General features: G+C 67.5%; 14 protein-coding genes. 7 read left to right on the plus strand and 7 right to left on the minus strand.

What is annotated here, in order from left to right:
• Nucleotides 1-2: 2 nt before the first annotated feature.
• The 4 genes from ASD15_RS10445 to ASD15_RS10460 all read right to left on the minus strand — a co-directional run bounded on the left by ASD15_RS10445 (nucleotide 3) and on the right by ASD15_RS10460 (nucleotide 8,456).
• On the minus strand, nucleotides 3-1,793 hold the full coding sequence (locus ASD15_RS10445) for a HAMP domain-containing sensor histidine kinase (RefSeq protein ID WP_057154790.1): 1,791 nt from the start codon (nucleotides 1,791-1,793) through the stop codon (nucleotides 3-5).
• Nucleotides 1,794-1,868: 75 nt separating this feature from the next.
• Nucleotides 1,869-4,070, minus strand: a complete 2,202-nt coding sequence (locus ASD15_RS10450) for a TonB-dependent siderophore receptor (protein WP_057154791.1) — start codon at nucleotides 4,068-4,070, stop codon at nucleotides 1,869-1,871.
• Between the two features lie 146 nt (nucleotides 4,071-4,216).
• Nucleotides 4,217-7,777 carry a pectinesterase family protein gene (locus ASD15_RS10455; protein ID WP_082551735.1) on the minus strand — a complete coding sequence of 1,187 codons (3,561 nt, stop codon included), beginning with the start codon at nucleotides 7,775-7,777 and terminating at the stop codon, nucleotides 4,217-4,219.
• A gap of 58 nt (nucleotides 7,778-7,835) precedes the next feature.
• The gene (locus ASD15_RS10460; RefSeq protein ID WP_057154793.1) at nucleotides 7,836-8,456 is read right to left on the minus strand and encodes a PEP-CTERM sorting domain-containing protein; all 621 of its coding nucleotides are present in this window, start codon (nucleotides 8,454-8,456) and stop codon (nucleotides 7,836-7,838) included.
• Between the two features lie 339 nt (nucleotides 8,457-8,795).
• On the opposite strand from ASD15_RS10460, the gene ASD15_RS10465 reads away from it, so the two are divergent.
• The 4 genes from ASD15_RS10465 to ASD15_RS10480 all read left to right on the plus strand — a co-directional run bounded on the left by ASD15_RS10465 (nucleotide 8,796) and on the right by ASD15_RS10480 (nucleotide 11,519).
• Nucleotides 8,796-9,296 carry an RNA polymerase factor sigma-70 gene (locus ASD15_RS10465; protein WP_057154794.1) on the plus strand — a complete coding sequence of 167 codons (501 nt, stop codon included), beginning with the start codon at nucleotides 8,796-8,798 and terminating at the stop codon, nucleotides 9,294-9,296.
• 102 nt (nucleotides 9,297-9,398) lie between these two features.
• Complete coding sequence (locus ASD15_RS10470; protein WP_057154795.1) at nucleotides 9,399-9,668, plus strand: hypothetical protein; 270 nt, start codon at nucleotides 9,399-9,401, stop codon at nucleotides 9,666-9,668.
• On the plus strand, nucleotides 9,658-9,927 hold the full coding sequence (locus ASD15_RS10475) for a hypothetical protein (protein ID WP_057154796.1): 270 nt from the start codon (nucleotides 9,658-9,660) through the stop codon (nucleotides 9,925-9,927). Before ASD15_RS10470 ends, ASD15_RS10475 begins: the two co-directional genes overlap by 11 nt.
• The gene (locus ASD15_RS10480) at nucleotides 9,924-11,519 is read left to right on the plus strand and encodes a PepSY domain-containing protein (RefSeq protein ID WP_057154797.1); all 1,596 of its coding nucleotides are present in this window, start codon (nucleotides 9,924-9,926) and stop codon (nucleotides 11,517-11,519) included. The genes ASD15_RS10475 and ASD15_RS10480 overlap by 4 nt, the downstream gene beginning before the upstream one ends.
• A gap of 2 nt (nucleotides 11,520-11,521) precedes the next feature.
• Here ASD15_RS10480 and ASD15_RS10485 read toward each other — a convergent pair whose 3' ends face one another.
• The gene (locus ASD15_RS10485) at nucleotides 11,522-13,654 is read right to left on the minus strand and encodes a TonB-dependent siderophore receptor (protein WP_057154798.1); all 2,133 of its coding nucleotides are present in this window, start codon (nucleotides 13,652-13,654) and stop codon (nucleotides 11,522-11,524) included.
• Nucleotides 13,655-13,733: 79 nt separating this feature from the next.
• Nucleotides 13,734-14,678, minus strand: coding sequence for a LysR family transcriptional regulator (locus ASD15_RS10490; protein WP_057154799.1), 945 nt, complete (start codon nucleotides 14,676-14,678; stop codon nucleotides 13,734-13,736).
• 88 nt (nucleotides 14,679-14,766) lie between these two features.
• On the opposite strand from ASD15_RS10490, the gene ASD15_RS10495 reads away from it, so the two are divergent.
• Together ASD15_RS10495 and ASD15_RS10505 are read left to right on the plus strand one after the other, a co-directional pair.
• The gene (locus ASD15_RS10495) at nucleotides 14,767-16,071 is read left to right on the plus strand and encodes an NAD(P)/FAD-dependent oxidoreductase (protein ID WP_057154800.1); all 1,305 of its coding nucleotides are present in this window, start codon (nucleotides 14,767-14,769) and stop codon (nucleotides 16,069-16,071) included.
• A gap of 466 nt (nucleotides 16,072-16,537) precedes the next feature.
• Nucleotides 16,538-17,911: an MATE family efflux transporter gene (locus tag ASD15_RS10505; RefSeq protein ID WP_057154802.1), complete on the plus strand. Its 1,374-nt coding sequence runs from the start codon at nucleotides 16,538-16,540 to the stop codon at nucleotides 17,909-17,911.
• Between the two features lie 15 nt (nucleotides 17,912-17,926).
• On the opposite strand, the gene ASD15_RS10510 is transcribed toward ASD15_RS10505, so the two are convergent.
• Nucleotides 17,927-18,925, minus strand: a complete 999-nt coding sequence (locus ASD15_RS10510) for a 2-dehydropantoate 2-reductase (protein WP_057154803.1) — start codon at nucleotides 18,923-18,925, stop codon at nucleotides 17,927-17,929.
• An 88-nt stretch (nucleotides 18,926-19,013) separates the two neighbouring features.
• On the opposite strand from ASD15_RS10510, the gene ASD15_RS10515 reads away from it, so the two are divergent.
• Nucleotides 19,014-20,513: an AMP nucleosidase gene (locus ASD15_RS10515; protein WP_057154804.1), complete on the plus strand. Its 1,500-nt coding sequence runs from the start codon at nucleotides 19,014-19,016 to the stop codon at nucleotides 20,511-20,513.
• Nucleotides 20,514-20,575: the final 62 nt, after the last annotated feature.

A 20,575-nucleotide genomic window follows, 5' to 3' on the forward strand; every position in this document is an offset into this window, starting at 1 on the left:
GCTTAGCCGGGCGTGGATGCGGCCGCCTGCACGTCGTGCAGCGGCAGCCGGATGGCGAAGCGGCTGCCTTTGCCCGGCCCTTCGCTGTGGGCCGCCACGCTGCCGCCGTGCAGTTCGACGATCTTGCGCACCAGCGCCAGACCCAGTCCCAGGCCGCCATCGGCCCGGTCCGGCCGGCGCACGCCTTGCGAGAACAGGTCGAAGATGCGCGGCAGCAGGCCGGCTTCGATACCGCTGCCGTTGTCGCTCACGGTCAGCAGCAGGTCGCCGCCGTCGCGCACGGCCTCGATCCGGATCTCGGATTGCGGCGGCGAATACTTGATGGCGTTGGCCAGCAGGTTGGCCAGCACCTGCACCAGCCGTATCGCGTCGCCGTTCACCCATAGCTCTTCGGCCATGGGCGCCACCGTCAGCGTATGTTGCTGGCCGGCGGCCATGCTGCCGGTCTGCTCGACCGCGCTGGCGATCACCGGCTGGATGCTGAGCGGCTTGCGGTCCAGCGAAATCAGCCCGCGCGTGACGCGCGACACGTCCAGCAGGTCATTGACCAGCCGGTTCATATGGCTGCTCTGGCGTGCGATGACCGCGCTGGCCTGGCGCAGCTGCTGCTCGCTCAGGCCCGGCATGGCCAGCATGTGGGCCGCCACGCTGATGGGCGCCATCGGGTTGCGCAGCTCGTGGCCCAGCATGGCCAGGAATTCGTCCTTGGCGCGGTTTTGCGCGTCCGCCACTTCGCGCGCGTGCTGGGCCTGCACCAGCAGCCGTTCGCGCTCGGCGGCCGCTTCGGCCAGCAGGTGCGCGGCCTGGTAGATGCTCTCGCCCAGTTCGTCCACTTCGGCGATGCCGGATGGCACGGGGCGCTTGGGCGGTGCCGAACCGATGGCGCCCGCCGCTGCGCTGGTCTGCGCGATGGCCTTGGCGATGCGTGCGCTGATGGCCCAGGCGGTGGCCACCGCCAGCAGCAGCGCCATCAGCAGGCCCAGGCCGGATAGCAGCGCAATGCGGCGCGCATTGCCGTCGATGCGGTCTTCGCCGGCGGTGATCACCACCCACCAGTTGGACATGCGGGACGAGGCCAGCACGGCGTAGCCGTCTTCTTGCATGGGCACCAGGCCGGTTTGCCCGGCGCGCATGGCAGCGGCGATGGCCGGCGGCGCCGGCGCGCCGATGTCGGTTTGCGGCCGGTTGGACTGGATCAAGCGGGCCTTGCTGTCGTAGATCCGGTAGGTCGTGCCTTCGTCATCCGGCGGCGGTAATGCCTTGGCCATCAGGGCTGCTTCGAAGGCATAGCTCATCACGTAGTGGCGGTCCTCGGCCAGCGCGAACGGATACTCCAGCGCCACCATGGGCTTGCGCGTGACGGGACCGGTCATCAGGTCCGTCACCGACACCTTGGCCGTGCCCAGCAGCTTGCCGATGCGTTCGCGCTCGGCGCGCGTGTCCGGCAGCACCGAGCCTTCCGGCAGCGCCGTATTGACGCGCTGCTGGCCGTTGGCGTCGTACAGCACCAGGTTGGCGTCGCGCCCGTCCATCAGCGCATGGGCCTTGCCGGCGAACGCTTCCATCTGCTCGGCTTCCAGCTTGCCCGAGGTGCTCAGGGCGCGCATCAGGCCGGCTGCCTCGTTCCACTGCGCGTCCACCGCCACCGAGGTGGCGCGCGCCGCTTCCTGCAGGCTGCGCACGCCCGCGTCGCGCTCGGCGTCGACCAGGCGCGCCAGCGGTGCGGCGAAGAACACCACCACGGGGACCAGGGCAACCGTGATGGTCAGGGCGAGCAGGGAACGAACTTTCATTGCAGCAGTTGCGGCTGAATGCAACTTATAATTATCTTAACTGCAACATTATATATGACACGGGGCGGCGCACCCTTAGAATTTCATCTCCAGGTTGGCCTGGAAGCGCGCCGAACCGGGCGTGCGGGTCCAGGTGCGGCTGCCGCCGTTGCTGTCGAGGTATTGCGAGTCGCCGATGCTGTCCTCGCCCAGCGCATTGCTGACGGCCAGCCGCAGCTGGTAGCCGGGGCGGAGCTTGTACAGCAAATAGGCTTCCAGCTCGCGCCGCGCCTGCAGCTGGCTGCTCTGCTGCTCGGAAACGCGCACCGGGCCGCCCTGGCGGTAGGACAGGCTGGCGCCGGCGCTGTATTTGTCCTCGCGGTAGTCGCTGCCCAGCACCACGCTGAGCGGAATCTGCTGGTCCAGGCGGTTGTCCGGACCGGGCACGGAATCGACCCGCGACCAGTTGCGGTTGACGCTGGCGCGGAAGTCGAAGCCCGGCCCGTCCTTCAGGATGGCCTTGAGCGGGAACTTCAGCTCCACGTCCAGCGAGCGCACGGTGGCGCTGCCGTCGTTGAGCGGCTGCACCAGCCAGTAGCCGCGCCCGTCCTGCGTCAGCTTGCTGCGGATGTAGTCCGAGATGCGGCGCTGCGAGGTGCCGACCGAGAATACGGCGCCGGGTGCGAAGAAATGCTCGTAGGTCAGGTCCACGCCGGTGGCCAGTTCCGGCTTCAGGTCGGGATTGCCGCTGTAGTCCGGGTTGAAGCGCGTGTTCAGGTCGGACTCGTAGCGGCGCGCGCTGAGCTGGCCGGTGTTGGGCGCCTTGAAGGTGCGCGTGAGCGCCAGGCGCAGCTGGCGGCCGCTCTTGTCCGGGAATTTGTAGAGGGTTTGCGCCACGGGACTGAGCACGCTGTTGCGCGACTGCGTGGCTTTCAGGCCGGTGCCGGAACTGTCGGTCTCGATGGATTCCCAGCGCGCGCCCAGGTAGACCGACCAGTCCTTGCTTACGTTCCACTCGTCCTGCGCGTAGACGGCGGCCTTGGTCACGACGGGGTTGAACTCTTCCTCGATACGGTCCGGCGCCAGGCCAATGATGCCTTCCACGCGGCGGTTGCTGTCTTCCGAACCCTGGCGGCTGACTTCCCAGCCTGTGGACAGCGCGTGGCCGTCGAATACGGTGCGGGTGTATTTGCCGGTGGTGCCGGAGTGCGTGAACTGCGACGAGGTGGCGCCTTCCCGCAGCAGCACGGTCCTGCGGTCCGCCGTGTAGGAGGTGGAGCGGCTGTCGCCGTCGGCGCTGGCGCGGCCGATGTTGGCCTTGGCGTCCAGCTTGCCGCCGGCGATTTTCGCCACCCAGTTGACGTCGACATTGCCGTAGGTGGAGCGGTTGCTGCCCGTGCCCTGGCGGTCCACATAGTCCGGCTGCGGGAAGCTGCCGGCACGGTTGCTGGTCAGCGTGCCGGACCCGTAGCCGGACCGCTGCGACTGGATGTAGGAGCTGAGATTGAACTGATCGTCGTTCTCCAGCTTCCAGTTCAGGCGCGGCGATATGCCGATCGAGGCCGAGTCGTTGCTCTGGCGGGTCGCCTTGTCGCGCAGTTGCAGCACCTGGCCGGACGGCGCCGTGAACTGTTCGGTGCTCTGGTTGGGGTTTTTGCCGAGAAAGCGCGAAGCGACGCCATTCAGGTACCAGGACAGCCTGCCGTCGCGGTCGGCCAGCGTGCCGTTGACGAACACATTGCGCTGCTGCCCGGAGCGCGCGGTGTTGATGCGCAGGTCGCGCTGCGGCTTGGACACCACTTTTTTCAGGATGATGTTGATGCTGCCGGCGATGGCCTGCATGGAATGCTCGGCCGTGGCGGCGCGCACCACCTCGATCCGTTCGATCTGGTCCGGCGCCAGGGTGTCCATGGTGAAGCCCGGAGGCGGGCGTTCGCCGTTCACCATGATCTGCGTATAGCCGTTGCCCAGGCCGCGCATGCGGATCGCATTGCCGATCACCGTCACGCCGGGCGCGCGTTTCAGCACGTCGAACACATTGGTGTCGCCGTATTTGATGATTTCCTCGTGGCTCATCACGGTCTTGCTGGCCGTGTCATCGCGGCGCGCATCGTAGGCGTCGGCGCTACCCTTGACCTCGACCTTGGTGATGGCGGGTTCCGGCGCGGCGGCCTTGGCGGGGGCGGCTTGAACAGCATCCTTGACGGCAGGCTTGGCTGCAGGCTGCTGGGCCAGGCCGGCGGTGGCCGTTCCGAGCAGGGCGGCCGCCAGGGCGATGGGGGTGAGGCGCAGGTTCATTTCGTGGCTCGGATATGACAAACGCGGCAATTATCATCCGGGCCTGCTAAATTGGCAACATTCTTTTGGTGCAATACCGAAATGCTCACGCATTTGATCGGGCGGGAAGGGCAGGGGGCGGCCGTGCGCCGCCCCCGCCCCGGCCGTTACGGCTGCGGGTCCCAGCCGGCGCTACTGTTAAATGCGCCGAACACCAGCTTGCGGGTGGCGAAGCCGGCCGCCACGTCGCCCGCGCTGAGCTGGAAGCCGCCCACGCGCGCGGCCAGGTTGAGCGGATTGCCCGCCAGGTCGGTGCTGCCGAACTCGCGCCAGCCGCTGGCGGCGGTCGGCGTCACCGGATTGGGCGCCGGCTGGCCGTTTACGCCCAGGCCGGCCCAGCCGGCAGGGGCCACGTGGCTGTCCATCTTGCAGTTGATGAAAGCGATGTTGTCCCAGGTGGCGGTGCCGCCCGGGCTGCGCGCCAGCCAGGTGGCGCCGTTCGGCACATCGCCGTGCAGCGGACCCGGGCCGGGGCCGTGCGTCAGGCTGCTGTTCAGGAACACGAAGCCTTTGTCGCCCGCATTGGGCACGCGCGCCTGCAGCACGTAGCCGCCGCCGGTGGCGCTGGTGGTGTCGCCCACGGAGCGGACTTCGCTTTCTTCGAACAGCGCGGCGCGGCTGCCGCCCCAGATGAAGTCCACATTGCCCGCCACCAGCGTGCGGTAGAACCAAGACCAGCCTTTCAGCTGCAGCGTGTCCTGCTCGCTGAAGAAACTGGCGTCGATGCCGACCAGGCGGCCGGCGTCGTTGTTGAAGTACAGGGTTTCGGCCTGCGCCGAAATCGAGGACGAGCGCAGCGTGGTGTTGCGGATGGTGAGCGTGTCCAGGCGCAGCATGTCGGACGCTTCCACCAGCATCACCGAGCGGCCGCCGGCGGGGGCGGTGGCCGCGCCCGGCGCCTGGCTGCCGCCGGAGCCGGCGTTCAGCGTGTCGTGGTTGGTGTACTGGATCACCACGCCGTCGCGGCTTTCGCCCTTCAGGGTCACGTTGTCCTTGGCGCGCAGGTAGAGCAGTTCGCGGTAAGCGCCGTTCTTGATGCTGATGGTGACCGGATCGGCCTTGGCGAACTCCTTCATGGCGAAGTTCAGCGCCGCTTGCACGGTGTTGAAGTCGCCGCTGCCGTCGGCGGCCACGGTGAGAACGGAGGACACGGCCGGCGGACCGGAGCGGGTGGCGAAGCTCCAGCCCCCCAGCTTGCCGATGCCTGCGAACGGCACGCCGCCCAGGATGCCGTTGACGGTGCCGTTGGCGATGGCCACGTAGTACTCGGCGCCGTAAGCCAGGCGGTTGCTGTGCGGGCGCACCGTCAGCGTGTTGCCGCTGATGGTGACCGGGGTGCTGTTTACTTTGCGGATGGCGGCCTGGCCTGCGTAGCCGATTTCCTCGGTCTCGCCGCTGATCCTGATCACATCGACCAGCGCGTCGTCGACCTTGCGGAAAATGCGGATGCTGCCGCCGCTGCCCAGCGTGGGCGGGCTGTCGAAGGTCAGCTGCAGGGCGGCGTCCACGTTCACGCCGTCCTGCTGCACGGCGGGGCTGGCGAGGCCGGCCAGGCCGTAGGTCTGGGTCGGCTGGATGAACTGCGCGGCGATGGTGGCAGCGATGCCGCGCTTCAGCGTGGGGTCGGAGTCGCTGGTGACGGTGATGTTGGCCGTGCCCGGTCCTACCGGGGTGATGGTCAAGGTGCCGCCGTTGACGCCCACTGCCACCACGGCCGGATTGCTGGAGCTGGCGCTGTATTCGTCGGCGCTGCCGTCGGCCTTGACGGCGGTGACGGCCACCTGCAGCGGTGCGTCGCCCGCTTCGGCGGCGTAGGTGGTGCCCGATGGGTTGAGGGTGAGCTGGGCCGGTTTCAGCGCCGGGTCGCCGATGCGCACGTCGTCGATCTGGAACGACTTGTTGGCGGTGTACAGGCCGACCAGGCCGCGCGCGGCGAAGGCGGTGTCGGTTACGCTGCCCAGCGATTCGCCGTCCAGGTAGATGGTAAGCGTGCTGCCTGTCATTTCAAAGCGCACGGTGTAGAACTGCGCGTCCATGTTGATGGGCTTTCTCACCTGCTTGGGCCGGCTCAGGGAGTTGTTCAGCATCTTGGCGATTTCCACCTGGGTGCTGGCGGTGGAGCTTTGCACGTTCAGGCCGCCGCCATACCAGTTGCTGGCGTTCTGGTAGCGCGTGATGAGGTAGAGCTGCTTGTTGCCGGTGGTGCCATTGGTGAGCGGCTTGATGCGCGCTTCCACGAAGTAGTCGCCGGACGGCACCGCCGCCATGGCGCTGGACTTGAGCAGCGCCAGTACGCCGCCGGTGCTGGCGGCGGTGTACTGCATCACCTTGTTGGCGCCGCCCACGGTTTCCGCCTTGACGGAGAAGCTGCCGTTCGGGCCGGCCAGCGGCAGCAGGTCCCAGCTGGCGCTGCTGCCGTTCTGGAAGTCGTCGCAGAAATACAGGCCGGTGGCCGGGCAGGCCAGCGTCAGGCCGGGATCGACCGAGACGTCGCCGGTGCCGGTGATGGCGGTGGTGAGCTTGCCGCCGCCCGCCTGCGCCACTGCGTTGGCTTTCACCAGCGCGGCCGGGCGCGGGCTGAAGGTGTACGGCGGCGTCCAGCCAACGGTGTCAGGCACCGTGCAGCCTGCCAGCGGCGCGCCGTTGTGCAGCGAGCCGGTGTCCTTGAAGGCGCCGGTGGGCGTGCCGCCGGGGTTCTTCACGACGTCGCCGCAGTTGCCGGTGCCGGCGATCTCGAACACGTTGGCGTTGGACAGGATCTTGGCGTTGTAGCCCGCGCCCACGCTGTAGTCGTAGCCGTAGATGGCGCCCGTTTTGCTGCCCACGAAGTAGTTGTTGAACAGGTGGACCTGGCCGTAGCGCACGCGCGGCGAGCGGCTGGTGACGTCGCGGAAGACGTTGTTGCTGAAGGTGATGCGCAGTTTGCCTTCGTCGGCCGAGGCGCTGTCGCTGGAGCCGATCAGGTTGTTCTTGTGGTGCTGCGTGAACACGTTGTAGGACGCGGTCACGTAGTCGGACGCATTGGTGATGTCCAGCGAACCGTCGTGGCACTGCTTGACCTTGCCGTTCTCGATGGGCAGCAGGTTGTCGGTCACGGGCACATCGGTGAATGTCACGTGGTCCACCCACACATGGTCGGCGCCGGAGACGGCAATCGCGTCGTAGGCCGAGTTCCAGTTGCCGGTGGCGCCGTCGTTCGGGTCCCACACCGGGCCGACGTCGCAGGGCGCCACGATTTTCAGGTTGCGGATGATGACCTGGGAGATGTTGGTGACCTGGATGTGGCCATTGACGATGCCGGCGTTGGCGCCGTCGCCGATCAGCGTGGTGTTGGGCTTCATGCGGATCACGCCGCGCGCGGCCTGGTCGCCGGTGTTGGCGTAGGGGACGCCTTCGCTCATGTCCACCGTGCCCACCAGTTTGATGATCTTGGGGTTGTTGCCGCCGTTGTTGAGGGCGGCGAGCAGTTGCGCGCGGTTGTTGACGGTGTAGATGTAGCTGCTGATGGCGGCCGCGCCGCCGGCGGTGCCGCCGGCCTGGCCCGCCCAGCCGTCGGCTGGTGCGGTCTGGCGGGCTGCGTCGATGGCGGCGGCATTGAGGGACGATGGCGCCGATGCGGCGAGCAGCATCCCAAGGCATAGCGCGGCCTTGAAACGGAGGTGTCTCATGTGTGCTCCTGTGACAGGAATCTATAGTGGGGAAAGCGAATCCGGGACCAGGCGGCGGCTAAGCGCGCCGGCGGCGCCGGACCAGCGCAATGGCGCCCGCGCCGGCCAGCACTATCGACAAGCTGCCCGGTTCCGGTACGGCCGCTGCCTGCTGCGCTTCGATGCTGGCGGTGACGGGGAAGAAATCGCCGCTCCAGGTCAGCCCGCCCAGGTCCAGCCCGAGTGCGGTGCCGCCGTCGAGGATGGAGAACACGGGCACGCCGGCGACTGCGCTGCCGTCCAGCAGCTTGAAGGCGGTGATGGGGGCAGCCAGGGTGGCGCCGAAGTCGAAGCGGAAGCTGTAGGCGCCGGGATCGAGCGGCGCGCCGCTGTTGTTGAAGATGGACAGGGTGCCGTCGGCGGCGAAGTCGAAGGCGAAGATGGCGTCGGCGCTGATGAACTCCACGCCGGCGCCGAGCGGGTCGAGCGCGCTCCGGTTGCCGCCGGGCGAGCCGCTGAAGCCGTCGTCCAGCCCCAGCATGGCGCCGCCCGCGCCATTGTAGGTGGCAGTGATGACGGCGTTCTGCAGCGGCAGGATGCTAGCGTGCGCGGTGGCAGGAAGGGCCGTGGCGGTGATTGCGGTCATGGCGGATGCGGCGATGGCCGCGCACGCCAGTGTCTCCCATGTTGTTTTTTTCATGTGTGCTCCTGGATTTGTGGGACAGCGGTGAAGAGCAGCGACCCGCGTGCCGGGGCGCTGTGGAGGACACCTCGCGTGTCCGGTGCCGCGTTGACGAGGGCTGGAGGAAGGCGTGCCGAGGTCTCTGCGGGGAGAACTTGCATTTTGCATACGTGACAAATTGATTCTACTTTGGCCTGACCAGTATTTCAAGGTGGACTGGCCAATCATTTTAAACAGTCGCGCGCGATACAAGAAATCCAACACTTTGCTTGTAAAAAATGACAGATTGCGCCATCATCACTAAATGAGAATAAGTCTCATTCAATATAAGAAAATAAAACCTGGATAGCATTTTCAATGGCAACTGGTATCGAAATTCGTCAGCAATTTATTGTCTCCCGCCCTCAGCTTCGCGACGCCGCCGCCCGCATTCTCGGTTGCCGCCAGCGCGCCGAGGACGTGGTGCAAGACGCGTTTTTGAACCTGGCAGATGGCATGGAGGAGCTGCACGTGAAGAACGCGCATCCCTATTTGTATCAACTGGTGCGCAACCTGGCGATCGACCGCTACCGCCGCAGCAGCTTCGAGGCGCAGGTATTTTCCTGCGAGGAGGCGGGCGTGGACGTGGGCTCGGGCGCGGCCACGCCGGAGGCGCATGCCATCCATGCCCAGCAGCTGATGCTGGTGGGTCGCGCGCTGGCCACGCTGCCGGAGCGCACCCGCGCGGCGTTCGAGCTGCACCGGCTGGGCGGCGAGACCCAGCGCGAGGTGGCCCGGCAACTGGGTATCTCGGCCACCCTGGTCAATTTCTTGATACGCGACGCCATGCAGTGCTGCCGCGATGCCCTGCGGGCGTGACTGGCACAAGATATCAAATGAGCAAAATTAGCTTTTGCCGAGAATGATTATCATTTATCATTCCCGTTATTGAGAATAAGTCTCATTTAATCGGAGTGTGCAATGAATTGGATCTGTATCGGCGTGGCCTGCGCAGCCGCGCTTTGTCTCTACCTGGCTTCGCCGCACCAGGCGCTGTGGCGTAGCGTGCCGGCAGCGCTGCGCGGCAAGCTGCGCTGGCTGGCCGTGCCGCTGGGCGCGGCGGCAGTGCTGCTGGCGGCCGCCGAATACGGTTTCTGGTGCGCCGTATTCATCACCCTGTCCGGGCTGATGCTCGCGCTGGTGGCGCTGCCGTATCTGGACGCCTGGAACAGGGGGCGCCATGTGGGGTAAGTCCTTCGCCGCGGCGCTGCTGGCGCCGCTCCTGGCGGTGGCGCTGGTGGGCCTGGCCGCGCTCCTGAGCAGCAACCAGCAGCGCGACACGCTGCCCGCGCTGCTGCTGTTCTTCCCGGTCTTGGTTGCGCTGATGGCGGCCGCCTTCCATTTCAAGTCCGGGCTGCGCGCCTGGCTGTGGATGGGCGGGGCCACGCTCGCCGGCTTCGGCCTGCTGATTGCGCTGAAGGCCAGTGGCCTGGTGAGGATCGCGGCATGAAGGCGTCCACGCTGCGCACCTACATCGCGGTGCATACCTGGGTCGGCCTGGTGGCCGGCTTCGCGCTGTTCATCGCCTTCTATACCGGGGCCATCACGATCTTCACCAAGGAGCTGCATACCTGGGAGACGCCCGCCTCGCAGCGCGCGGCAATGGAGCCGCCGGCGCGCGCCCAGGAGTTGGTCGACGCCGTGCTGCGCCGCCACCCGCAGGCGAAGGAATCGTTTCTGCTGCAACTGCCCACGCTGAACGAGCCGCATCTCTCGCTGCACTGGGACGAACATGCCAAGGACGGCAGCGAGACCGAGCACCTGTTCCGGCTGGCGCCGGACGGCACGCTGCTGGAGGTGAAGCCGCATTCGGCGCTGTCGCATTTCCTGTACCGCCTGCACTATACGGCCGGGTTGCCGGCCAGCTGGGGTGTCTATGTGCTGGGCGTGGTGTGCATCCTGTACGGGCTGGCGCTGGGCACCGGCGTGGTGGCGTACGCGCCCACCTTCCTCAAGGACCTGTTCGCGCTGCGCATCGGGAAGAACCTGAAGCGCATGTGGCAGGACGCGCATAACGTGGTGGGCATCCTGTCGCTGCCGTTCCATATCATTTTCGCGTGGAGCGGCGCGGTGCTGGCGCTGGGCGTGCTGCTGCTGGCGCCGTTCCAGTTCATGGTCTTCGACGGCAAGCTGCTGGAACTGATCCAGCTGGACATCTCGGCCGCGAAGCCGGCCGTGGCGGCAGGCGTGGCGCAGCCTTCGCTGCCGGCCGGCGAGCTGCTGGCGCGCGTGCGGCAGGCGGCGCCGGGCATGGCGGTGGAGTTCGTGCGCTACCACCATGCGGGCGACGCCAATGCGCAGATCGAAGCCTATGGCAGCGTGGGCCAGCGCACCTTGACCAGTTCCGCCGCCGTGGTGATGAAGGCGGCCGACGGCGCCGTGGTGCGTGTGAACACGCCGGAGCAGTTCAGCCCCGGCACCACGTTCCTGCGCGGCCTGCAGGCCTTGCATTACGGGAATTTCGGTCACGCGGCCGTGCAATGGCTGTATTTCCTGCTGGGCCTGGCCGGTGCCTTCCTGTTCTACAGCGGCAATCTGCTGTGGATCGAGGCGCGCCGCAAGCGCCAGGCGGTGCAGCAGCCACGCAGCGGCAAACTGATGGCGCAGGCTACGCTGGGCGTATGCCTGGGCTGCGTGGCGGGCGTGTCGGCGGTGTTCCTGGTGAATAAGCTGTTCCCGGCGTTGCCGGGCCAGTTGCCGCTGTGGGAGGAGCGCGCCTACTACGCGGTGTTCCTGTTGTCGGTGGCGTGGGCTTTTGCGCGCCCGCCAGCGCGTGCCGCCCTCGAGCTGCTGTCGCTGAGCGCCGGGCTGACGCTGGCCATTCCGCTGGCGCAGTGGGCCGACAGCGGCGTCAATCCGCTGCAGTCGCTGTGGCGGGGGGAGTGGGTGGTGGCCGGCGTGAACCTGGTGGCACTGCTGGCCGGACTGGGGTTCCTGAAAATGGGGCGCGCCGCGCTAAAACGCGGGCGCGAAGGCGATCCGTGCAGCGTATGGTCGCTGCGCGCGGCGCCTGCCGCCGCCGAGCGGCAGCGCGCCGCTTAAGATCAGAAGCGGTAGCCCGCGTTGAACTTGATCTCGCGGGAGGCGCCGAAGAAGCAGCCGTAGGTGCAGGAAGCGATGTAGATCTTGTCCGCCAGGTTGCGCACGTTCAGCGCCACGCGCCAGTTCAGGTAGTCGTAGCTGACCATGGCGTCGGCGATGGTGGCCGCCGCGATTTTCCCAGACACCCAGGTGCCGACGGTTTCGCCCACGTAGCGCGCGCCCAGGCCGGCCTTCAGGCCCTGCACGCCGAAGGGCGCGCTGTAGTCGGCCCACAGCGACAGCTGGTTGTATGGCACGCCGCCCTGGCGCTTGCCGATGAAGGAGGGGATGGTCATGCGGGTGATGCGCGCATCCGTATAGGCGTAGGCCGCCAGCAGGTTGATCTGCCTGTTGAGCGCCGTGCGGGCTTCGAACTCAACGCCGCGCGAGCGTACTTCGCCCACCTGGATCTGCGCGCCGGGGTTGCTGGCTGGCGCGTCCGGGTCCGGTGCCAGCACGTCGCTTTGCGTCAGATGGTAGGCGGTGGCGCTCAGCATGGTGCCGCCGTTGCCGGGCTGGTAGCGCACGCCGGCTTCGAACTGTTCGCCGCGCGTCGGCTTGAAGCGCTGGTTGTCCTTGTCTATGCCGCTGGCTGGCTCGAACGACTGGCTCCAGCTGGCGAACGGCGCCACGCCGTTGTCGAACAGGTAGACTGCGCCGGCGCGGCCGGTCCACGCGCTGTTCTTCTCCTTGGACCAGGACGTCGGCGGCGTCAGCGGCGCGGTGGTTTCGCTGGTGTTGTCGTGGCGGACGCCGGCCAGCAGCACCAGGCGGTCCAGCTTCATCTGGTCCTGCAGGTAGGCGCCGGCGCGGCGCTGCTTGGTGTCCGGATACCAGTCGAACAATTGGCGCTGCGCACCCGGCTGCGCGCCGTAGGCCGGCTGGAACATGTTGATCGGCGCGATCTCGCGGTTATACCGCTCGCTGCTGTGGAACTGGTAGGTATAGTCGCCGCCCAGCAGGAAGCGGTGGCGCAGCGCACCGGTGTGCAGCTTGTGTTCGACGAAGACGTCCGCCGTGGCCATGTGCGACTCGTCGGTGCGGTCCTGGGCGCCGCGCGCCTGTGCCACCAGGCCGGCCGCACCGGCGCCCGGCACCCAGCCATACAAGCTGGTGGAGGGGAAGTCGATGTCGGCCTTGAAGTAGCGCAGGCCGTGGTGCAGCTTGGTGTCGTCGCTGAACTTGTGGTCCAGCTGGTAGCCCGCCGAGTACTGCGTGTTCTTGTACTTGTCGTAGCCCGGTTCGCCGGTAAACAGGTGGCGCGACAACGCGCCGTTCGGATTGGCGGCGATGGTGCCTTCTACCGGCAGCGCGTAGTTATAGGCCGTGTTGTCGCGCTGGTAGTGCGACAGCAGGCTCAGACTGGTGTTGGCGCCCAGTTGCCAGGTCAGCGTGGGGGCAATGTAGACGCGGTCGTCGTCCACGTGGTCGGTCATGGTGGCGCTGTCGCGCAGCAGCGCGGTCACGCGCCAGGTCACATTGCCGGCCGGGCCGAGCGCGCCGCCCACGTCGGCGGTGAACTGTTTGCGCGACAGGTTGCCCGCTTCCAGGTTCACCTCGTTCACCGTGCCCGCGCGCGCGCGCTTGCTGACGGTGTTGATGATGCCGCCCGGCGCGGCCGCGCCATACAGCACCGATGCGGCCCCTTTCAGTACTTCGATCCGTTCCAGGCCGTACAGCTCCTGCTTGCCGTCGTAGACGTTGACCATGAACTTGGCGCCGTCGCGGTACATGGAGCCGCCGCCGGCGCCGGTGGAGAAGCCGCGCAGCATGAAGCCGTCGGTGGTCTTGTCGTTCGCTTCCAGGCGTGCCACCCCGGCGGTGTAGCCTAGTGCGTCCATCAGGTCGCCGGCGCCCTGCGTCGAGAACTGGTCCGACGTCACCACCGACACCGACTGCGGCGTTTCGATGATGGGGGTGTCGGTCCTGGCGCCGGCCGAGCTGCGCGAGGCGATGTAGGCGCTTTCCTTGTCGGCGGTGGCCCGCACTTCCACGGTGGGCAGGGTGGCTTCGGCCGCACAGGCGTAGCCGCCAGCGAGGGCCAGATGGACGGAGACTGCCAGCATCCTGGCCGGCGTGTTGGGTTGGGAAATCATGGGGAAGAGGTACCTCAAGGTTGATAAAAGATGTGCTCCTCCCATTAGACGAACCAGGCGGCCGCCTGTTCAGTACTTGCTAGCGCAAGCGGCGGTGCTTGCGGTAGAACGATTCCAGCTCGGCGCCGATCAGCTCCTGGCCGGACGTCACCATGAAATCCTGGAAGGCCGCCGCGATCCTTGGCAGCGGCTGGTCCACCAGGTGCATCACGTGCCATGAGCCCTCCACCGGGCTCTCCTTCATCGGCAGGATGTCGATCAGGCCCGCCTCGAACTCCAGGGCGCAGGCGTGCACCGACACGAAGCCCACGCCCAGCCCGGCCGCCACCATGCTCTTGATCGCCTCGTTGCTCGACACTTCGGAGCCGAAGTGCAGCGTGTGGCCCGCGTCCTTGAACACCCGCTCCACGGTGGTGCGCGTGCCCGAACCGCGTTCGCGCACCAGCAGGTTGGCCTGCACCACGTCGTCGATGGTGACGCGCTTCTTCTTCATCAGCGGATGCCTGGGGCTGGCCACGAAAGCCATGGGATGGTGCGCGAAGCGCGCGGCGTTGATGCGGAACTCGCGCGGCGGCGTGCCCATGATGGCAAGATCGATCTCCTTGCGCGACAACATGGCCACGATCTCGCTGCGGTTGCCCACGTGGAGCTTCATCCGCACGTTGGGGCGTTCGGTGGTGAACTTCACCAGCATGGACGGCAGCAAGTGCTCCGCTGTCACCACCGCGCCGATGCGCAAGGTGCCGCTGCTCACACCGCGCAGTTCGCCCAGCTCATCGCCGGCCTGTTCCCACAGCTGCAGGATGCGTTCCGAAAACTGCAGCATCACTTCACCTGCCGCCGTGAGCTGGATATTGCGGCCGACCTTGCGCGTGAGCGCAGTGCCGGCCAGGTCTTCCAGCGCGCGCAACTGCGCCGAAATGGCGGGCTGTGTGACGTGCATTTCTTCAGCCGCGCGTGACACGCTTTCATGCCGGCCGACAAGAACCAGCGCCTGGAGCTGGCGGAAACTCGCGTGATACATAAGCTATTCCTTATCAATCAGTCGAAAGAAGTAATTTTTGTTTTCTTTCCGAGGGGACTATATTAACAGCCAGAAGGAGGGAAAAACCATGCAAACCATCGTTATCGTAGGCGGAGGCGCAGGCGGCCTCGAACTGGCAACCCGGCTCGGAGACACCATGGGCCGCAAGGGCCACGCACGGGTGATACTGGTCGACCGTTCACCCACCCACTTCTGGAAACCCCTGCTGCACACGGTTGCCTCGGGCAAGCGCGATCCGCAGGTGTTCCAGATTGAGTACTCGGCCCAGGCGGCCGAACATGGCTTCACCTTCATGCACGCCGAGCTGCGCTCGGTGGACCGCGCAGCGCGCGTGCTGGAGCTGGCGCCGTGTCTGTCGGACGATGTGGGCGAAGTGCGGGCCACGCGCGCGCTGGGCTACACCACGCTGGTGCTGGCGCTGGGCGCGGTGACCAACTTCTACGGCGTGCCCGGCGCGGCGGAACATGTCTGCACGCTGGACAATGTGCGCGAAGCGAAGGGCTTCTATCGCCGCTTCTTCGGCGCCTGCGTCAGGGCCAGCGAGGCTGCGGGGAAAGAGGGCAACGCGGTGAACGTGGTGATCGTGGGCGGCGGCGCCACCGGCGTGGAGCTGGCGGCGGAGCTGGGCTACAGCGCCCGTGCGCTGGCCAGGTACAAAATCCACACGCTGGATCCGGCGCGAGACGTACGCATCAGCATACTGGAACGCGGGCCGCGCCTGCTGCCGCACCTGCCGCTGGAACAGTCGGCGCGCGCCGAGGCGTACCTGAAGTCGCGTGGCATCGAGATCCGCACCGGCACGGCCGTTACGCAAGTTGGTGCGGACAGCGTACATGTGAAGGAAGGCGAGGGCGAGACGCAACTGCGGCCGGCCAGCCTGACGCTGTGGGCGGCAGGCGTGGAGGGCCCTGCCATCACCGGCACGCTGGGCCTGTCGCTGAACCGCATGCGGCAGATCATGGTCAGGCCCACGCTGCAATCGGTGGACGATCCCGAGGTGTTCGCCATCGGCGACTGCGCCAGCTTCGTCTGCCCGGTGAAAGGCGCCGCGCCGCCGCGTGCGCAGGTGGCGCATCAGCAAGCAGTGTTTTTGGCCGCCGCGCTGGGCAGGCGCGAAGGCAGGCCGCTGCCCGAGTTCAGCTACCGCGACTACGGTTCGCTGGTGTCGCTCGGCCCGGTGGCGGCGGTGGGCGTGCTGCTGGGCGGCTCGTATGGCAGCAAGCTGCCGGTCAGCGGCGCGTTCGCCAACCTGCTGTACGGCTTGATGTACCAGAAACACCTGATGGCGCTGCACGGCTTTGTCCGCGCCGCCGCCGTCACCCTTGCCGACTGGCTGCGCAAACGGATCTCGCCATCGGTTAAGCTGCATTGATGCAGAGACGAGGCGTCCTTACCCTCGCTGCCCCGGCCTTGTTGCTGGGTGCAGCGTTTCCGTCTTATGCCGTGTTCATGCCAGGCGCCATCACGCTTGCCTGCGGTGGCCTGCAGGACGCGGGCGCGCCGGGCGCGGACGGCGCCGTTCCGGATGCGCGGCGGCGGCTGACGCAGCGCGACGCCGACGCCTGGAGCGAGCGCCTGCGCAGCCACCTCGCGCTGGCCCGCTATCCTTCCTCGTTGACTGCCTCGTTGACCGCCGCCTTGCAGCGGCCGGCGGCGCCGGCTGCGCCACCGGCACCGTGCGAGTGGAAGCCAGGCGCAGGTGGGCGGGGGCGGGTTTTGACCGGACGCGAACCTGGCCGAGATGCGCCTGCGCAGCCCGGACTGCTGGCGTCGCCGACAACCATGTGAGCGATAACATTTCGCCTGCGTATTGGGGCAAAAATCGCTATCATGGCGGGATGACTACCGCCGCCGCTCCCCGTCCTCATATTTTCACCCTCGCATGGCCCCTGTTAATCGAGCTGTTCCTGGCCGTGCTGGCCGGCGTGGTCGGCACCGCCATGGCGGCGCGGCTGTCGGACACGTACGGCGCGGCTTTTGCTATCGCCAACAACATTTCAGTGACCTTGTTCCTGCTGTTCCGCATCGTCGGTTCCGGCATCGGCGTGGTCATCACGCAGAACCTGGGCGGCGGGCGGCGCGATATGGCCAACAAGGTGGCGCTGGCCATGCTCGGCGCGAGCACCTGGCTGGGCGTGTTCACCGCGCTGCTGGCCTTCGCCGGCGCCGGCTGGCTGCTGGAGATCATGCGCGCGCCGGCCGAGGTACTGCCGCTGGCCACGCCGTTCCTGCAGGCGCTGGCCGCCGCCATGCTGCTCGACGCCTGGAACGCCGCCATGGCCAGCGTGATGCGGGCCCACCTGCGCACGCGCGACACGCTGCTGGTGCTGGTGGCCATGCACCTGAGCCACCTGGTGCTGGCCTGGCCGCTGATGTATGGCTGGGGCCCGGTGCCCGCCATGGGCCTGCCGGGTTTCGCCCTCGCGCTGCTCATCAGCCGCGTGCTGGGACTGGTGCTGCACCTGATGCTGTGGCGCCGCCATCTCGGCATCCACCCCGTGGCCAGCGATTGGTGGAAGCTGCGCCGCGCCGAACTGGCCGCTGTGCTGCACATCGGCGTGCCGGCGGCTGCTGAGAATATCGCCTGGCGCCTGGCCTTCATGGCCAGCATGGCGGTGGCCGGAACGCTGGGCGCGCAGGCGCTGGCCACGCTGGCCTATGTGCACCAGGTGGGCAGCGTGGTGGTGATGTTCAGCCTTGCCACCGCCTTCGCAGTCGAGATCATGGTGGGCCACATGATAGGCGCGGGCGAGCTGCGCGAGGCGCATGGCCTGGTGCGCGGCGCGCTGGCGCGCGGCCTGGTGATCAGCGCCGTGATCTCGGGCAGCGTGGCGCTGGCCGGCCCCTGGCTGCTGGGCTGCTTCACGCAGGACCCTGTCATCATCGAGAACGGCTCGGCGCTGCTGTGGATCGCGGTGCTGCTGGAGCTGGGCCGCACCTTCAACCTGGTGGTCATCAACGCGCTGCGGGCGGCGGGGGATGCGCGCTACCCGGTGGCGGCGGGCGCCGCGTCGATGGCCATCGTGCTGGCCGGCGGCAGCTGGCTGCTGGGGATCTACTTCGGGCTGGGGCTGGTCGGGCTGTGGATTGCCTACGCCACCGACGAATGGATACGCGGCCTGACCATGTGGCGCCGCTGGTCGGTGCACGCCTGGGTGCCGCACGCGCGCGCCGCGCGGCGCCGGCTGCGGGCGAAAACGCCGCCGCTGTAGCCGATGCCCCGGCGCTCAGGCGTCCGGATACAGTCCGTGCGTGCGGGCGAACAGGCGCGTGAGGCCGAGCAGGGCGTCGATATTGGGCGTGGCTACGCCGACCCGCTGGCCTATTTCGCGCACCGCCGACACCAGCGCGTCGATCTCCATCGGCCGGCCCGCCTCCGCATCCTGCAGCATCGAGGTCTTGAATGCGCCCAGCTTGCGCGTCACCTTGTGCCGGTCCTCCGGCGTCTCGTCGATGACGCAGCCGATGCGGCGGCCGATCGCCGCCGCTTCATGCATGGCCGAGATGCAGAAGCGCGCCACCAGCGGGTCATCCAGCACACGGTCGGCGGTGGCGCCGGTCATGGCGGAGACCGGGTTGGTGGTCATATTCCCCCACAGCTTGTACCAGATGTCGTAGCGGATGCGCTCCGACAGGGTGGCGCTGAAGCCGGCCCGCGCGAACAGCGCCACGACGCGGCGCGCACGCCCGGACACGCCGCCTGCCGGTTCGCCGATGATAAGTCCCTGGCCCATCTTGTGTACCACCAGCCCTGGCTCGGCGGTCGAGGTGCTGGCATGGACCACGCAGCCCAGCACCAGGTGCTGGGGGATGGCGGCGGCGATGCGCCCGCCCGGGGCCACGCTGGCCAGAGGCGTACCGGTGAAGCCTTCCCCGAACCACCACGGCACGCCATTCATGGCCGGCAGCACCACGGTGTCCGGCCCGAGCAGGGGAGCGATGGTGGGCGCCACCGCGCCCAGCGACTGGCCTTTCACGGCGATGATGACGAGATCCTGTACGCCCAGCGCTGCGATGCCGGCCGGGCTGGCCGCATCCACCGTGGCGGCCGGCGCCTGCAGCAGGCCGTCGGCGGTTTGCATGCGCCAGCCATGCTCGCGCAGTGCGGCCAGCGTGGCGCCGCGCGCCAGCGCAGTCAAGCTACCGTCCTCAGCGGCGCCCGCACCGGCCAGCCGCACACCCAGAAATCCGCCGATGGCGCCCGCGCCAACGATGCACACCTTCATTCCCGCCTCCTCAAAAAAATCAGAATGCTGCACTGCAATGTAAACGCCGATACAATAGAATAGAGCTTACTAGTAAAGGAGAACGACCATGCAGAACCGTCCCTTCATCGCGCCCGAGCGCTTCAACGACCCGGCAGCGGCGCTGGCCCAGGTCCAGGCGCTGTACGACGGCAGCATACGGCATCTGCGTGAATCGCTGCAACGCTTCGTCGACGGCGAAACGCCCGACGAGCATGTACGCGCCTGCTACCCCTACGTGCGGGTGCACACCGATACCGTGGCGCGCGCCGATTCGCGCCTGTCCTACGGCTTCGTGGCCGGTCCCGGCACCTACGAGACCACGCTCACCCGGCCCGACCTGTTCGCGCGCTACTACCACGAGCAGTTCCGCCTGCTGCTGAAGAACCACGGCAGCAAGCAGCAAGTGCAGATCGAAGTGGGCATGAGCGCGCAGCCGATTCCCATCCATTTCTCGTTCGCCGAGAACGACCATATCGAAGGCAGCATGAGCGCCGAGCGCCGCCTGCTGATGCGCGACGTGTTCGACCTGCCCAACCTGGCAGCGATGGACGACGGCATCGCCAACGGCACCTTCGAGGCGCCGTTCGGCGAAGCGCAGCCGCTGTCGCTGTTCACGGCGCCGCGCGTGGACTACTCGCTGCAGCGCCTGCGCCACTACACCGGCACCTTGCCGGCCTACTTCCAGAAGTTCGTGCTGTTTACGAACTACCAGTTCTACATCGACGAATTCATCAAGCTTGGCCACGAGATCATGGGCCGCTCCGCGCAAGGGGAGGATGACTATGTGGCCTTCGTGGAACCGGGCAACCTGGTGCTGCGCCGCGCCGGCGCGCCGTCCGAGCCGGGCGACGAACTGGGCTCGCCCCTGCCGCGCCTGCCCCAAATGCCGGGCTACCACCTGGTGCGCAAGGACGGCAGCGGCATCAGCATGGTCAATATCGGCGTGGGCCCGGCCAACGCCAAGACCATCACTGACCACATCGCCGTGCTGCGCCCGCATGCCTGGCTGATGCTGGGCCACTGCGCCGGCCTGCGCAACACGCAGGAACTGGGCGACTACGTGCTGGCGCACGGCTACGTGCGCGAGGACCACGTGCTGGACGAGGACCTGCCGCTGTGGGTGCCGATCCCGCCGCTGGCCGAAGTGCAGGTCGCAATCGAGGCCGCCGTGGCGGAAGTGACGCAGCTGACCGGGCATGACCTGAAGCGCGTGATGCGCACCGGGACCGTGGCCAGCACCGACAACCGCAATTGGGAGCTGCTGCCACAGCGCACGCCGGAGCGGCGCTTCAGCCAGAGCCGTGCGGTGGCGCTGGACATGGAAAGCGCCACCATCGCCGCCAACGGCTTCCGCTTTCGGGTGCCGTACGGGACGCTGCTGTGCGTGAGCGACAAGCCGATGCACGGCGAGATCAAGCTGCCGGGCATGGCCAACGCGTTCTACCGCGAGCGCGTGGACCAGCATCTGCGCATCGGCATCCGCGCGGTGGAGATGCTGCGCGAGCTGGGCGTGGACAAGCTGCACAGCCGCAAACTGCGCAGCTTCGCCGAGGTCGCGTTCCAGTGATGGCGGCGTGATTGCCGGCGCACCGCCGGGCGGGACAGGCGGCAGGCCGCCACCCGCCACCG

Source organism: Massilia sp. Root351 (assembly GCF_001425045.1).
GTDB lineage: Bacteria > Pseudomonadota > Gammaproteobacteria > Burkholderiales > Burkholderiaceae_D > Rugamonas.